This is a genomic window from Falsiroseomonas tokyonensis, assembly GCF_019024325.1.
Lineage (GTDB): Bacteria > Pseudomonadota > Alphaproteobacteria > Acetobacterales > Acetobacteraceae > Falsiroseomonas > Falsiroseomonas tokyonensis.
In genome coordinates this window covers 494,707-508,260 of sequence record NZ_JAFNJS010000005.1, presented here as the reverse complement: position 1 = coordinate 508,260, position 13,554 = coordinate 494,707, and the positions used below count along the sequence as shown (strand labels likewise).

The 13,554-nt window shown below is 69.4% G+C and carries 12 protein-coding genes; 6 read left to right on the top strand and 6 right to left on the bottom strand.

What is annotated here, in order from left to right:
- Positions 1-70 precede the first annotated feature (70 nt).
- Together J3S20_RS19245 and J3S20_RS19240 are read left to right on the top strand one after the other, a co-directional pair.
- Positions 71-2,251 (top strand): ABC transporter permease, encoded by a 2,181-nt coding sequence (locus J3S20_RS19245; protein WP_216838118.1) that lies wholly within the window; start codon positions 71-73, stop codon positions 2,249-2,251.
- 3 nt (positions 2,252-2,254) lie between these two features.
- On the top strand, positions 2,255-3,295 hold the full coding sequence (locus tag J3S20_RS19240; protein WP_216838117.1) for an ABC transporter ATP-binding protein: 1,041 nt from the start codon (positions 2,255-2,257) through the stop codon (positions 3,293-3,295).
- On the opposite strand, the gene eat is transcribed toward J3S20_RS19240, so the two are convergent.
- A complete protein-coding gene (gene eat / locus J3S20_RS19235) occupies positions 3,296-4,747 on the bottom strand; it encodes an ethanolamine permease (protein WP_216838116.1) in 1,452 nt (483 codons plus the stop codon). It lies immediately after the preceding gene.
- A gap of 114 nt (positions 4,748-4,861) precedes the next feature.
- Here eat and J3S20_RS19230 point away from each other — a divergent pair, with 114 nt between their 5' ends.
- The gene (locus J3S20_RS19230) at positions 4,862-5,467 is read left to right on the top strand and encodes a 2-hydroxychromene-2-carboxylate isomerase (RefSeq protein ID WP_216838115.1); all 606 of its coding nucleotides are present in this window, start codon (positions 4,862-4,864) and stop codon (positions 5,465-5,467) included.
- 4 nt (positions 5,468-5,471) lie between these two features.
- On the opposite strand, the gene J3S20_RS19225 is transcribed toward J3S20_RS19230, so the two are convergent.
- Complete coding sequence (locus J3S20_RS19225; protein ID WP_216838167.1) at positions 5,472-6,734, bottom strand: D-amino acid dehydrogenase; 1,263 nt, start codon at positions 6,732-6,734, stop codon at positions 5,472-5,474.
- A 129-nt stretch (positions 6,735-6,863) separates the two neighbouring features.
- On the opposite strand from J3S20_RS19225, the gene J3S20_RS19220 reads away from it, so the two are divergent.
- Positions 6,864-7,307, top strand: coding sequence for an Lrp/AsnC family transcriptional regulator (locus J3S20_RS19220; RefSeq protein ID WP_216838114.1), 444 nt, complete (start codon positions 6,864-6,866; stop codon positions 7,305-7,307).
- Here the strand turns inward: J3S20_RS19220 and J3S20_RS19215 are convergent, their stop codons facing one another.
- Complete coding sequence (locus tag J3S20_RS19215) at positions 7,308-7,733, bottom strand: VOC family protein (RefSeq protein ID WP_216838113.1); 426 nt, start codon at positions 7,731-7,733, stop codon at positions 7,308-7,310. It lies immediately after the preceding gene.
- 191 nt (positions 7,734-7,924) lie between these two features.
- Here J3S20_RS19215 and J3S20_RS19210 point away from each other — a divergent pair, with 191 nt between their 5' ends.
- Positions 7,925-8,986: an alkene reductase gene (locus tag J3S20_RS19210; RefSeq protein WP_216838112.1), complete on the top strand. Its 1,062-nt coding sequence runs from the start codon at positions 7,925-7,927 to the stop codon at positions 8,984-8,986.
- 4 nt (positions 8,987-8,990) lie between these two features.
- Here the strand turns inward: J3S20_RS19210 and J3S20_RS19205 are convergent, their stop codons facing one another.
- From J3S20_RS19205 to J3S20_RS19195, 3 genes are read right to left on the bottom strand one after another with little or no spacing between them, the layout of a single operon-like run.
- Positions 8,991-10,316, bottom strand: a complete 1,326-nt coding sequence (locus tag J3S20_RS19205; RefSeq protein WP_216838111.1) for a TRAP transporter large permease — start codon at positions 10,314-10,316, stop codon at positions 8,991-8,993.
- 7 nt (positions 10,317-10,323) lie between these two features.
- A complete protein-coding gene (locus J3S20_RS19200; RefSeq protein WP_216838110.1) occupies positions 10,324-10,821 on the bottom strand; it encodes a TRAP transporter small permease subunit in 498 nt (165 codons plus the stop codon).
- Entirely contained in the window at positions 10,821-11,906 is a 1,086-nt protein-coding gene (locus tag J3S20_RS19195) for a TRAP transporter substrate-binding protein (protein WP_216838109.1), read from the bottom strand. The genes J3S20_RS19200 and J3S20_RS19195 overlap by 1 nt, the downstream gene beginning before the upstream one ends.
- A gap of 254 nt (positions 11,907-12,160) precedes the next feature.
- Between J3S20_RS19195 and J3S20_RS19190 the strand changes: the two genes are divergently transcribed.
- Positions 12,161-13,552, top strand: coding sequence for a dihydroorotase (locus tag J3S20_RS19190; protein ID WP_216838108.1), 1,392 nt, complete (start codon positions 12,161-12,163; stop codon positions 13,550-13,552).
- Positions 13,553-13,554: the final 2 nt, after the last annotated feature.

Sequence of the window (13,554 nt, the reverse complement as noted above, 5' to 3'; positions counted from 1 at the left end):
TTCTTCGGGACAGGGCCGGGCGGATGCGCCCGGCCCGGCTCGCTTCTGACCCTCCCGGACAGGCTCTGACATGGGCGCCCTGACCCTGGCCCGCGTTGCGCTGATCTGCGCGACGCTTGGGTTGTTCCTCGCCCCCTGGCACGGCCTGCAGGACGGGCTTTCCGAACTCGCCGCCTGGCCAGTCGGCACGGCGGCGCCACTCGTCGCGCTGCTGCTGGACGGGTCGCGCTGGTGGTTGTGGCCGGTGGCGCTGCTGTTGGCGCTGGCCGCCCCTGCCCTCCTGCGCGGGCGCGCGGGCGGCGGCCTCGCCTGGATCGGCGGCCTGCTGGTGCTGGCGGTGCTGGGGGCCGGCTACGCCATCGGGCTGAACGGGCTGCAGTGGGGCTGGCTGGCGCCGCTGCTGGGCGCGCCGCCGCCGCAACCCTCCCTCGGCTGGGGCGCCTTTCTGGTGCTGGCGGGCGGCATCGGGCTGTTCGCGGCCGGACAGGCGGCGCGCGGCCGCTTCGGCGCGGATGCCTTCGTCGCCTTCCTGGTCTGCGGTTGCGGCTTCCTGCTGATCCTCTTCGTCTTCCTGCCGCTGGTGAACATGCTCTCGGCCGCCCTGTATGAGGACGGCCGCCTGGCCCCCGCTGCCTTTGGCGCAAGGCTGGTGGCGCCGGAGGCCTGGAGCCTCGCCTGCGTGACGAGCCATGCCGGCTGCGGCGTGGTCTGGAACACGCTGCTGCTGGCGAGCCTGACGGCGGTGATCTCCACCCTGCTTGGCCTGGCCTTCGCGCTGCTCGCGGTGCGCGGCGGTGCGCGGGGGCCGGTCAGCGCCGGCGCCTTCCGCGCCATGACCATCCTGCCCCTGATCACGCCGCCCTTCGTCGTGTCGCTGGCGCTGATCGTGCTGTTCGGCCGCACCGGCATCGTCACCGGGCTGCTGTGGGACTGGTTCGACATTCCGCGCAGCCGCTGGATCTACGGCCTGCCGGGCGTGCTGCTGGCGCAGGTGCTGGCCCAGGCACCGATCGCCTTCCTGCTGCTGGACGGCGCGCTGCGCGCGATCTCGCCGAGCCTTGAGGAGGCGGCTTCGACGATGGGCGCCCGGCGCATGCGCGTCTTCAGGACCGTCACCTGGCCGCTGCTGAAGCCGGCGCTGGCCGCTTCCTTCCTGCTGGCCTTCGTCGAAAGCCTGGCCGATTTCGGCAATCCGCTGGTGCTCGGCGGCGATTTCGACGTGCTGTCCACGCGCATCTTCTTCGCCATCGCCGGCGCGCGGCACGATCCGGGCCGCGCCGCGGCGCTGGCCTTGCTGCTGCTGGCCATCACCTTCGGCGCCTTCGCGCTGCAGGCGCTGTGGCTGGGCAAGCGGCGCTACACGACCGTGACCGGCAAGGGCGACAGCGGCATCCCGGCGCCGCTGCCGAAGGGGCTGAAATTCACCTGCGCCGCCGTCGCCTGGCCCTGGATGATCTTCACCGCCGCCGTCTATGGCATCATCCTGGTCGGCGGCTTCGTGCATGATATCGGCCGCGGCGACCTGTCCTTCACCTGGCGGCATCTCGGCACCGGCTTCGAGGTCGGCTGGTTCGATGGCGCGCCGGCCTTCATCGGCAGCGCCTGGGACAGTCTTTTCACCACCATCCAGGTCGCCGCCATCTCCGCGCCGCTGACGGCGGGCCTGGGCATCCTGCTGGCATGGCTGATCGCGCGCCAGAATTTCCCCGGCCGGCGCGGCCTGGAATTCATGACCATGCTGTCCTTCGCCATCCCCGGCACGGTGGTCGGCGTGTCCTACATCATGGCCTTCAACGTGCCGCCGGTGGAGCTCACCGGCACGGCGCTGATTCTCGTCATCTGCTTCGTCTTCCGCAACCTGCCGGTGGGCGTGCGCGGCGGCATCGCGGCGCTTGCGCAGATCGACAAGTCGCTGGACGAGGCTTCAGCCACCATGGGCGGCGGAGCCTTCGCCACGCTGCGCCGCGTGGTGCTGCCGCTGCTGCGGCCGGCGATCGTCACCGCGCTGGCCTATTCCTTCGTCACGGCGATGACGGCCGTCTCCGCCGTCATTTTCCTGGTCTCCGCGCGGCACAACCTCGCCACCGTCTATATCGTCGGCCGCGTGGAGGCCGGGGAGATGGCGCTGGCTATCGCCTATTCCACCGTGTTGATCGTCATCATGCTCGGGATGGTGCTGGGCATCGAGAAGCTGGTCGGCCGCGCGCGCCTCGGCCGCGGCAGCGCCCCCACCATCCCCAGCGGAGCCTGACCCATGTCCGACGTCGCCATCACCTTCGACCGGGTGACCAAGGCTTTCGGCAATGTGCGCGCGGTGGACGAGGTTTCGTTCAACCTGCCGCGCGGCGCGCTGGTGACGCTGCTCGGCCCCTCCGGCTGCGGCAAGACGACCACGCTGCGGCTGGTGGCGGGGCTGGAATTGCCGACCGGCGGGCGGATCGAGATTGAGGGGCGCGACGTAACGGGGCTTTCCGCGGCGGAGCGCCGCATCGCCATGGTCTTCCAGTCCTATGCGCTGTTCCCACATATGAACGTGCTGGAAAACGTCTCCTACGGCCTTGTGGTGAATGGCGCCCGCAAGGCGTCCGCCGAGGCGGAGGCCACCGCCATGCTGAAGACCCTCGGCCTGGAAGGGCTGGGCCAGCGCCTGCCCTCGGAGCTTTCGGGCGGCCAGCAGCAGCGCGTGGCGGTGGCGCGCGCGCTGGTGCTGCGGCCCAAGGTCCTGCTCTTCGACGAGCCGCTGTCCAACCTCGATGCACGGCTGCGGCGCCGGGTGCGGGAGGATATCCGCGACCTGCAGCGCAAGCTCGGCCTCTCCGTCGTCTATGTGACGCATGACCAGCAGGAGGCGCTGGCCGTCTCGGACCTGGTCTGCGTCATGCGCGCCGGCCGCATCGCGCAGATGGGCACGCCGACCGAGCTCTATGACGACCCGGCGGATGCCTTCATCGCCGACTTCATGGGGGAGGCGAATGTGCTGGCCGGCGAGGTGCTGGGCCCGGGCCGTATCGCGTTGGGCGGCGTCGCGCTGGACGTGGCGATGCGCGCCCATCCAACCGGGCCCGCGCAGATCGCCGTGCGCCCCGAATCCATCCTGCCGCAGCCGGAAGGCGCCACCGGCCTGCCCGGCCGCATCCAGCGCGCCGCCTTCCTCGGCCAGACGCGGGAGTATGAGGTGGAGACGCCGGCCGGCATGCTGTTCGTGGTGACGCCGGCGGCCAGCCCCGCCTTCGCCATGGGCGAGGCGGTGTCCTGCCGGCTGGACCGCGTGATCCCGCTGCGCGACCCCGCCTGATCAGCGGCGCATGGCGAAGGCTTCCTCCGGCGACAGCACCAGCCGGTGGCGGCCGCGCAGCGCGAAATAGGCCATGCCCACCGCGATCCAGCCCGCCACCGGCAGCACCGCGGCCCGGTAGGCGGGGTCCTGCACCTGCCAGGCCAGCGTCAGCAGCGCGATCGCCGCCGTCGCCACCGCGCCGGGAATGCCCAGCGGGCTGCGATAGGGGCGGGGGATATCCGGGCGCGTCAGCCGCAGCCGGATGAAGGCGATGGCCTGCATCAGGTAGGACAGCATGGCGCCGAAGACCGCCATGTTCAGCAGCGTGGTGCCGATGATGGTGGTGGCCCCCTCCTCCCCCACCGCCAGCCAGACCAGCAGCATGATCGACAGCCCGAGCGCCGAACCCGCCAGCAGCGCCGCCACCGGCGTCTTGCGTTCGGGATGCGTCAGCGACAGCAGGCGCGGCAGGTAGCCAGCGCGGGACAGCGAATAGATCTGCCGGCCGAAGGCAAAGAGGATGGCGTGGAAGCTGGCCACCAGGCCGATCACCGCCGCCAGCGCCAGCAGCCGCGCCAGGTCGCCGCCATAGATGGCGCGAAAGCCGTCCAGGATCGGCTCGGCGGACGTGCCCATCTGCGCGGCGCCGCCACCGATGCCGGCGGTGAGCACCAGCGTCAGGAAGGCGGTCACCACCAGCGTCGCCATGCCGGCCAGGATGCCGCGCGGCATGTCCCGCTGCGGGTCGTGGCTTTCCTCCGCCGCCAGGGGCAATTGCTCGATCGCCAGGAAGAACCAGACGGCGAAGGGAAGGGCCGCCAGCACACCGCCGAGGCCGAAGGGCAGGAAGGCGGAATGCCCCGGCTCCGGCGGGATGTTCAGCGCCAGCTCCCAGCGGAAATGCGGCAGCGCCGAGATCCAGAACAGGGCGAGCACCGCCAGCGCCAGCAGCGTCACCACCAGCGTGACGCGGAAGGACAGTTCCACCCCCCAGATGTTCAGCGCCAGGAAGACGGCATAGAAGCCCAGCCACCACAGCGGCATGGCCCAGCCGGGCGTGCCGAAGATGGCGCCCATGTAGGTCGAGATGAAGAAGACCACGACGGTGGGCGTCAGGACGAATTCCACATTCTCCGCCAGGCCGGTGAAGAAGCCGCCCCAGGGCCCCATGGTGGAGCGGGCGAAGGAATAGGCGCCGCCGGTATGCGGCAGGGCCGGGGACATCTCCGCCAGGCTGAAGGTGAGCCCCAGATACATCGTCATGATGACCAGCGTGGCCAGCAGCATGCCGCCGAAGCCGCCGACGCCGAGGCCGAAATTCCAACCCGAGAAATCACCCGAGATGACGGCGCCGACGCCCAGCGCCCAGAGCGAGGCGACGCCCGCATGGCGCCGCAGCCCGCGGCTTTCGAAATAGCCCGCCGCCACCGGCGCATAGGTGACGCCACCCGGCCCGACCTTGTCTCGCATGCTTCATGCCCCGCCCTTCGCCGCCATCAGGCACCCGCCACCGTCGCGGTTGCAAGTGCGAAGATTGCGAGGCGCGCGGCGCCCCGCGATGATGCGGCGACACGGGAGATCGCCATGCATATCGACTACTACCTGTCCCTCGGCAGCCCCTGGACGCATCTGGGCGCGGCGCGGATCGAAGCACTTGCAGCCCAGCACGGAGCTTCCATCCGCCCGATCCCCTGCGATTTCGGCGGCACCGTATTCCCGGCCTCCGGCGGCCTTCCCCTGCCGAAGCGCAGCCCGCAACGCCAGGCCTATCGGATGCAGGAGCTGCGCCGGTGGCGGGAGGCGCTGGGCATCCCGATCCATCTCCAGCCGAAGCACTTCCCCTGCGACGAGAACTTCTCCGCCGCCTGCGTCATCGCGGTGCGGGAGACGCAGGGCGATGCCCCAGCGCTCCGCCTCTCCCACCGCATCCTGAAGGCACTGTGGGAGGAGGAGGCCAATCCGGCGGATCGCGAGACCCTGTCGCGACTGATCGGCGAGGCGGGGCTGGATGCCGCTGCCGTCACGGCGCTGGCGGAAGACCCGCGCTGGGCCGAGATGCGCCAGGCGGACAGCCAGGCTGCGCTCGCCCGCGGCGTCTTCGGCGCCCCCAGCTACGTCATCGGTGAGGACATCTTCTGGGGGCAGGACCGGCTCGAATTCGTCGCGAAGCGGCTGGCTCAGGCCGCTTAGCGGGTCAGGGCTCACCCGCGTAGCGGGCCAGAGCAAGGTCGCCGGCGTCGATATCCGGCGACTTGCCACTCATCAGGTCCGCCAGGACGCGGCCCGATCCGCAGGCCATGGTCCAGCCCAGGGTCCCATGGCCGGTATTGAGGAAAAGATTCGGAAAACGCGTGGCGCCGACCACCGGCGTGCCATCCGGCGTCATCGGCCGCAGCCCGGTCCAGAAGCTGGCCTTGGCCACGTCGCCGCCGCGCGGGAAGAGGTCCGTCACCGTATGCTCCAGCGTGCGCCGGCGCGGGCCGCGCAGGGTGGCGGAAAAACCCGCGATCTCCGCCGTACCGCCGACACGGATGCGGTCGCCGAGGCGCGTCACCGCGATCTTGAAGGTCTCGTCCATCACCGTGGAGACCGGCGCGCCCTCCGGATCGCTCACCGGCAGGGTCAGCGAATAGCCCTTCACGGGATAGACCGGCACATGCAGGCCGAGCGGCCGCAGAAGCTTCGGCGCGAAGCTGCCGAGGGCCACGACATAGTGGTCCGCCGTGATCTGGCCCTGGTCGGTGGCGATGCCGGTGACGCGGCCGGCCTCCGTCTCGATCGCCTGGATGGTGACGCCCTGGCGGAAGGTGACGCCGGCCACCTCGGCCAGCTTCGCCAGGCGCTGGGTGAAGAGGAAGGCATCGCCCGTCTCATCCCCCGGCAGACGCAGGCCGCCAAGATACTTGCCCTCCACGAAGCGCAGCGCGGGCTCCACCGCGGCGCAGCCGGCGGCGTCCAGCACCTCATAAGGCACCTGGAACTGGTCGAGCACCCTGGTGTCGTTCGGCACGGCGTCCAGCTGCTTCTGGGTGCGGAAGAGCTGCAGCGTGCCCTGGGTGCGCTGGTCGTATTCGATGCCGGTGGCGCCGCGCAGGTCGCGCAGGCAGTCCCGCGAATATTCGGCCAGGCGCACCATGCGCGACTTGTTCAGGTTGTAGGCGTCCTCGGTGCAATTCGCGAGCAGCCGGGCCAGCCAGCCGTACAGCCGCGTATCCAGCAGCGGCCAGACCACCAGCGGGCGGTGGTGCATCATCAGCCACTTCAGCGCCTTCACCGGAATGCCCGGGCCGGCCCAGGGCGCAGAGTAGCCGGGCGAGACCTGGCCGGCATTGGCGAAGCTGGTCTCCATGCCCGGGGCCGGCTGGCGGTCCAGCACCGTCACCTCATGCCCCGCCTGGGCCAGGTACCAGGCACTGGCCACACCCACCACGCCGCTGCCGAGCACGAGCACGCGCATCATCGTCATCCCTTGCGATTCGTCGAGCTTAGCCGGTGGAACCAGCGAATTTCATGCCGCATCGGCGCAGCATCGCTCGTCAGGCCTTGGCCTGCGCAATATCATGCGACAAATTGGTGGAATCTGCCGATGGATGAGATCGACCGCGCGATCCTCCGCGCCCTCCGCACCGATGGCCGCATGCCGAATGCCGCGCTGGCCGCCCAGGTGGGGCTTTCGCCCTCCGCCTGCCTGCGCCGGCTGCGGCTATTGGAGAGCCGCGGCATCATCCGCGGCTATACCGTGCTGGTGGACGAGCCCTCCCCCGCCGGGGTGGTCACCGTGATCGTGCAGATCACGCTGGAACGGCAGACGGACGACCATCTGCGCCGCTTCGAGGATGCGGTGCGGCGCTGCCCCGAGGTGCGCGAATGCCACCTGATGACCGGCATCGCCGATTATCTGCTGCGGGTGGAGGCGCGGGATGCGGCGGATTACGAGCGCATCCACAAGGAGGCGCTGTCCCGCATGCCGGGCGTGTCCCGCATCCAGTCCAGCTTCGCCATCCGCACGGTGATCCGCGGCGGCGGGTGATCAGGTGGCGAAGGTGACGCGCCCCTCGGCATCGATCGGCCAGGCCGGGTTCCAGGCGATCTCCCAGGGGTGGCCATCCGGGTCCGCGACATAGCCGCGATAGCCGCCATGCGGCGGCGCATCGCCCGGGCGCAGCAGGTGGCCCCCGGCGGCCAGCAGCCGGCGCATCACCGCCTCCACCGCCTCGGCCGAGCCGACATTGTGGCCGAGGGCGAAGCCGGCCGGCGCGCCGACGGTGCCGGTCCGGCGCATATCCGCCTCCAGCGCCGCGCGCAGCCAGGTGCCGAGGACCAGGCCGTTCATCTGGTAGAAGATGATGTCCGGGCTTTCGAAGACCGTGGTCCAGCCAAAACCCTCGGCATAGAAGCGTCTTGACCGGGCAAGATCCTCGATGCCGAGGGTGATGACCGAGATCTGCTGGTCCATGGGCTGGGTCCTGTCCGGGCGAGGCACCACCTTTCCACGTCGCCCCCTGGCACGGGAAGCAGCGCGCGTTTCATCACCAGGGCTGATGGTGGGCATCCGCCCGGCGGGATGGCGCAGCGCCGATGGCCGGCCCATCTCCCTGCCCAACGCAGCGGCGCCATCCGTGCCGCGCCCAGCCTTGAGGACCTGCCATGACCGAAACCCCCGACCTGTTCGGCGCCGTGAAGCTCGGCGCCCTGACCCTGCCCAACCGCATCGTGATGGCGCCGATGACGCGCAGCCGCGCGCCGGGCAATGTGCCGAATGCGCTGATGGCCGAATACTACACGCAGCGCGCCTCCGCCGGCCTGATCGTGACGGAAGGCACCGCGCCCGCCGCCAATGGCCGCGGCTACAGCGACATTCCGGGCCTCTACAACGAAGCCCAAGTGGAGGGCTGGCGCGCCATCGCGCAGGCCGTGCATGCCAAGGGCGGGCATATCTTCGCGCAGCTCATGCATGTCGGCCGCATCGCGGTGCCGGAGCACCAGGATGGGCTGGAGCCGGTCGGCCCCTCCGCCATCGCCGCCAAGGGGCAGATGTACACCGCCGGCGGCATGAAGGACCTGCCGACGCCGCGCGCCCTGACCGAGGCCGAGATCGAGCAGATGATCGAGTCCTATGCCCAGGCCGCGCGCAATGCCGTGGCGGCGGGCCTCGATGGCGTCGAGATCCATGGCGCGAATGGCTATCTGCCGGGCCAGTTCCTGGCGCCGAATGCCAATCAGCGCACGGACAAGTGGGGCGGCTCGGGCGAGAACCGCGCGCGCTTCCTGCTGGCCATCACCGAGGCCGCGGCCAAGGCGATCGGTGCGGAGCGCGTCGGCGTGCGGCTGAGCCCCGGCAATCCCTTCAACGACATCAACGACCCGGATGTGGAGGGCACCTATACGCCAGTGATCCAGGGCCTGTCCGGCAAGGGCCTCGCCTATGTCCATTTCCTGGATGCGAAGCCCGCCTTCGACGTGATCGGCCTGGCGCGCAAGCATTTCGGCGGGCCGATCATCCTGAATGCCGGCTATGACAAGGCCCGCGCCCAGGCGGATATCGCCAGCGGCCGCGGCGACCTGATCGCCTTCGGCTCCAGCTACATCAGCAACCCGGACCTGGTGGAGCGCCTGAAGCAGGACGCGCCGCTGGCCGCGCCGGACCAGGCGACCTTCTACGGCGGCGGCGCCAAGGGCTATACGGACTACCCGAAGCTCGCCGCCTGAAGGCTCACCAGCCGATCGCCCTCGGCAGCCATGTGGCGAGGCCGGGGGCGAGATAGACGACGGCGACCGCCAGCAGCTGCATGACGACGAAGGGGATCACGCCACGGTAGATGTGCCCGGTGCTGATCGCCGGCGGCGCCACGCTGCGCAGGAAGAACAAGGCCCAGCCGAAGGGCGGCGTGAGAAAACTGGTCTGCAGCATCACGCAGATCAGCGTCGCCAGCCATACCGGGTCCACGCCCGCATTGGCGAAGATCGGCAGGAAGAGCGGCACGGCGATGTAGCTGATCTCGATCCATTCGAGGAAGAAGCCGAGCACGAAGACCAGCAGCAGCATGAACCAGATGTCCGCGGCCACGCCGCCGGGCAGGAAGGCAAACAGGTCCTCCACCAGCTGCTCCCCGCGCAGCCCGCGGAAGGACAGGGCAAAGACCTGGGCGCAGATCAGGATGAACATCATCATCGCGGTGATGCGCGCGGTGGACCGCAGCGTCTCCACCACCAGGCTCCAGCTGAGCCGCCGCCCCAGCGCGCAGACGATCAGCGCGCCCAGCGCGCCCATGGCTGCGGCTTCCGTCGGTGCGGCGATGCCGGCAATGATGGAGCCCAGCACGGCGGCCACCAGCCCGAGCGGCGGCGCGATGACGCGCACGAGTTTCGCCAGCAACTGCCGCGTGGAGATCAGCGCGCGTTCCTCGGCCGGCACGGCGGGCACCATCTCGGGCCGCAGGATGCCCAGCGCCAGGATATAGGCGCAGTAGATCCCGGCCAGCATCATGCCGGGGAAGACCGCTGCGGCGAAGAGCGTGCCGACCGAGAGGTTCATGATATCCGCCAGCAGGATCAGGATCAGGCTCGGCGGAATGATTTGTCCGAGTGTGCCGGAGGCGCAGATGACGCCGCAGGCGAGACCCGGGTCGTAGCCGCGCTTCAGCAGCGCCGGCAGCGTCAGCAGGCCGAGAGTCACGACCGTGGCGCCGACGATGCCGGTGGTCGCGCCCATCAGCACGCCGACGAAGACGATGCCGAGGCCAAGGCCGCCGCGCAGCGCGCCGGACAGCCGCCCCACCACCTCCATCAGATCCTCGGCCAGGCGTGATTTCTCCAGCGCCACGCCCATGAACACAAACAGCGGGATCGCCAGCAGCGAATAGCTGGTCACCACGCCATAGATGCGCGCCGGCAGAAGGTTGAACAGCATCGGCCCGAAGCCGAGCCAGCCGAAGGCGAAGCCGGAGACGGCGAGCGTCAGCGCCACCGGCATGCCGAGCATCAGCAGGCCGAAGAACGCCACCAGCATGAGGATGGCGTAGATCTCTGTCAGGTACATAATTTTCTCAGCGCAGGCGCGATAGGGCGCGGAAGGTTTCGGCCACGAATTGCAGCAGCAGCAGCGCGAAGCCCGCGGGGATGAAGGCCTTCAGCAGATAGCGCGCGGGAATGCCGCCGGGATTGGCCGATCCCTCATCCTGGCCCCAGCTCTGCAGCACGTAGCGCCAGGACAGCTGGATCACGAGCACGCAGACCACCATGCCGGCCACGCCCGCCAGCACATCGACCCGCGCCTTGTTGCGCTCCGAGAAGCCCGCATAGAGCACGTCCACGCGCACATGCTCGCCATGGCGCAGCGCATAGGCGGCGCCGAACAGCGCGATGGGGGACATCAGGTGCCATTCCAGCTCCTGCGCCCAGACGCTGCCGAGCGAGAATCCGTAGCGCAGCAGCACATTGCCCGCCATGACCACCACCAGCGCGGCGACGGCGAGCGCGGAGACCTGGCCGACGCGATCGACGAAACCGTCGATCGCATCCGCCGCGCGCGAGAGTGCCGCCATCAGCCCTGGCGGATCTTGTTGTGGTAGGGAACCTCGCTGTAGCTCGCCCAGGCCTCGTATTTCTGCTTGTAGGCCATGTAGCTCTCATGCACGCGCCGGGTCACCGCGTCGCGGGCCACGGCTTCCTCCAGCACGGCGTTGGTCTCGGTGCGTAGCCGCGCCACCACCTCATCCGGCAGCGGCAGGGCGGTGACGCCCTGGTTCTTCACCAGGTCGTCCATCGCCTCCGCGTTGTTCTTCTGGCACCAGGCCTCGGAGATCACGTTGCAGGCGGCCACCGCATTCTCGACGATCGCCTTCAGGTCCGCTGGCAGCCGCGCCCAGGCGGCCTTGTTGATGATGAGCTCGGAAGCGGTCGCCGTCTCATGCCAGCCCGTGGTGTGATAGAACTTCGCCACGCGCTGCAGGCCGAGCTGGCGGTCGAGATAGGGGCCGACGAATTCCGCCGCATCGATCACGCCGCGCTCCAGCGCCGGAAAAATCTCGCCGCCCGGCAGCAGCCGCACATCGACGCCGAGCCGCTGGTAGACGCGCCCGGCCAGCCCCGGGATGCGCATCTTCAGCCCCCGGAAATCCTCCACCTTCTCGATCGGGCGGCGGAACCAGCCGGTCATCTGCACGCCGGTATTGCCGCAGAGGAAGGGCACCAGGTTGAAGCGGTCATAGACCTCGCGCCACAGGTCGAGGCCGCCGCCGTCATACATCCAGCCGTTCAGCCCCTGGTAGTTCAGGCCGAAGGGAACGGCGGTGAAATACTGGGCGGCGAAGGTCTTGCCGGTCCAGAAATAGGCATTGGCATAGTTCATCTCGACGATGCCGGAGGAGACGGCATCGAAGCCCTCGGCCGCCGGAATCAGCTCCCCCGCGCCGAAGAACTGGATGCGGATGCGGTTGTTCGACATCTTCTGGATGCGGTCGATCAGGTCCTTCGCGGATCCCGGACCGGCCGAATAGAAGGCCGCCTGCGGGCCGTAGAAGCTGGTCATGCGCCAGTTGAAGGTGGTCTGGGCGGTGGCCACCGCGGGGGCGGCCAGCACGCCGGCGCCGCCGGCGGTGGCGGCGGCGATAAGGTTGCGACGCTGCATCCAGACTCTCCCGAATTGCTGGGGCGCCTGGTTGGCGCCCGGTTCGGGTGCAAAGGGTTGCAAACCTCATGCCAAGGCCGGAACATGCGGCCGGCGCTGCATCCAATCTGCAATCGGCCCATTTCCTGCGCCGAACTGCCCGGCCAACCGGCAGCAGCGGCAGGACACGGCATGAGGCTTGCGCCGCACCGAGGATTGGCGGAACACCCCACCCGCACTAGCCTCCGCGCCGCATCCTTCGAGAGAGATCCCGCATGTCCCACGCTGCCGAGCCCTTCGACCTTGTCCTGCGCGGGGCCGTGGTGCTCTCAGACCGTGTCCTGGCGGATGGCTATGTCGGCATCCGCGGCGAGACCATCGCGGCGATCGGCGAGGGCGCGCCGCCGCCCTCCAAGGCCGTGGCGGACCATCGGGGCAAGGTCATCCTGCCCGGCCTGGTCGATGGCCATATGCACACCTCCTCCTCCACCGGCTGGCCGGGGATCGAGAATGCGACGCTGACGGCGGCGGCCGGCGGGGTCACCACCGTCTGCGACATGCCCTATGACGTGCCGAATCCGGTGATGTCGGCGGCCATCTTCACCGAGAAGGTGGAATGGGTGAACCGCCTGGCGCATGTCGACATGGCGCTCTACGCCACCATCCGGAAGACGGGCGGCGCGGAGGATGTGGCGGCGATGGCCGAGGCCGGCGCCTCCGCCTTCAAGGTCTCGACCTACGAATACGACGCGCACCGTTTCCCGCGCCTGGATCACCCGACCATGCTGGCGGGCTTCGCCGAGATGGCGAAGACCGGGCTGATGGTCGCGGTCCACAACGAGGACCAGGAGCTGGTGGTGAAGCTGACGGAGGCCGCCAAGGCCGCCGGCAATACCTCCCCCATCTGGCATTGCCGCACCCGCCCGCCGCTGGCCGAAAGCATGGCCGACCTCGAGATCTTCGAGATGGCGCTGGAGACCGGTGCGCATGTGCACATCGCGCATTCCTCCATCGCGCGCGGCTTCGACCTGGCCAAGATCTACCGCGACATGGGCGCCAAGACCTCGGGCGAGGCCTGCATCCAGTATCTCTGCATGACGGAGGACGACATCGTGCGCCTCCAGGGCTATGGGAAGTGCAACCCTCCCTTCCGCACGGCGGAGGAGGTGGAGCGCATGTGGGCCTCGATGGCGGCCGGCACCATGGCCTATGTCTCGACGGACCACGCGCCCTGGCCGCGGGCGAAGAAGGAATATACCGGCGACATCTTCCCGGTCGGCGCCGGCCTCACCGGGCTGCAGAGCTTCGCACCGCTGATGTATACCTTGCTGGCCGAGCGCGGCCTCTCGCCCACCGTCATGGCCCGCATGTGCTCCGAGGAGCCGGCGCGCTACCACGGGCTGGACCCGAAGAAGGGCGGCATCCGGATCGGTGCGGACGCGGATTTCTGCGTGCTGGAGACCGGCGACTTCGTCTTCGACGAGCGCATCATCCAGGACCGCGACGATTTCCGCTGGTCGCCCTATCACGGCCGCGCCATGAAGGCGCGCGTGGCGGCGACGCTGCTGCGCGGCACGGAAATCTGGAACGGGACCGAGGTGAAGGCCAAGCCCGGCGACGGCCGCTTCGTGCCGCGCCAGCACAAGCGCAGCGCGCTGGACGCGTGAGG

Excerpts from the sequence above, each read along its gene's own strand:
- J3S20_RS19230 (WP_216838115.1), top strand. The coding sequence starts at position 4,862 with ATGCATATCGACTACTACCTGTCCCTCGGCAGCCCCTGGACGCATCTG.
- J3S20_RS19245 (WP_216838118.1), top strand. The coding sequence starts at position 71 with ATGGGCGCCCTGACCCTGGCCCGCGTTGCGCTGATCTGCGCGACGCTT.
- J3S20_RS19205 (WP_216838111.1), bottom strand. The coding sequence starts at position 10,316 with ATGTACCTGACAGAGATCTACGCCATCCTCATGCTGGTGGCGTTCTTC.
- J3S20_RS19190 (WP_216838108.1), top strand. The coding sequence starts at position 12,161 with ATGTCCCACGCTGCCGAGCCCTTCGACCTTGTCCTGCGCGGGGCCGTG.
- J3S20_RS19195 (WP_216838109.1), bottom strand. The coding sequence starts at position 11,906 with ATGCAGCGTCGCAACCTTATCGCCGCCGCCACCGCCGGCGGCGCCGGC.
- J3S20_RS19215 (WP_216838113.1), bottom strand. The coding sequence starts at position 7,733 with ATGGACCAGCAGATCTCGGTCATCACCCTCGGCATCGAGGATCTTGCC.
- J3S20_RS19200 (WP_216838110.1), bottom strand. The coding sequence starts at position 10,821 with ATGGCGGCACTCTCGCGCGCGGCGGATGCGATCGACGGTTTCGTCGAT.
- J3S20_RS19210 (WP_216838112.1), top strand. The coding sequence starts at position 7,925 with ATGACCGAAACCCCCGACCTGTTCGGCGCCGTGAAGCTCGGCGCCCTG.
- J3S20_RS19220 (WP_216838114.1), top strand. The coding sequence starts at position 6,864 with ATGGATGAGATCGACCGCGCGATCCTCCGCGCCCTCCGCACCGATGGC.
- J3S20_RS19225 (WP_216838167.1), bottom strand. The coding sequence starts at position 6,734 with ATGCGCGTGCTCGTGCTCGGCAGCGGCGTGGTGGGTGTGGCCAGTGCC.
- eat (WP_216838116.1), bottom strand. The coding sequence starts at position 4,747 with ATGCGAGACAAGGTCGGGCCGGGTGGCGTCACCTATGCGCCGGTGGCG.
- J3S20_RS19240 (WP_216838117.1), top strand. The coding sequence starts at position 2,255 with ATGTCCGACGTCGCCATCACCTTCGACCGGGTGACCAAGGCTTTCGGC.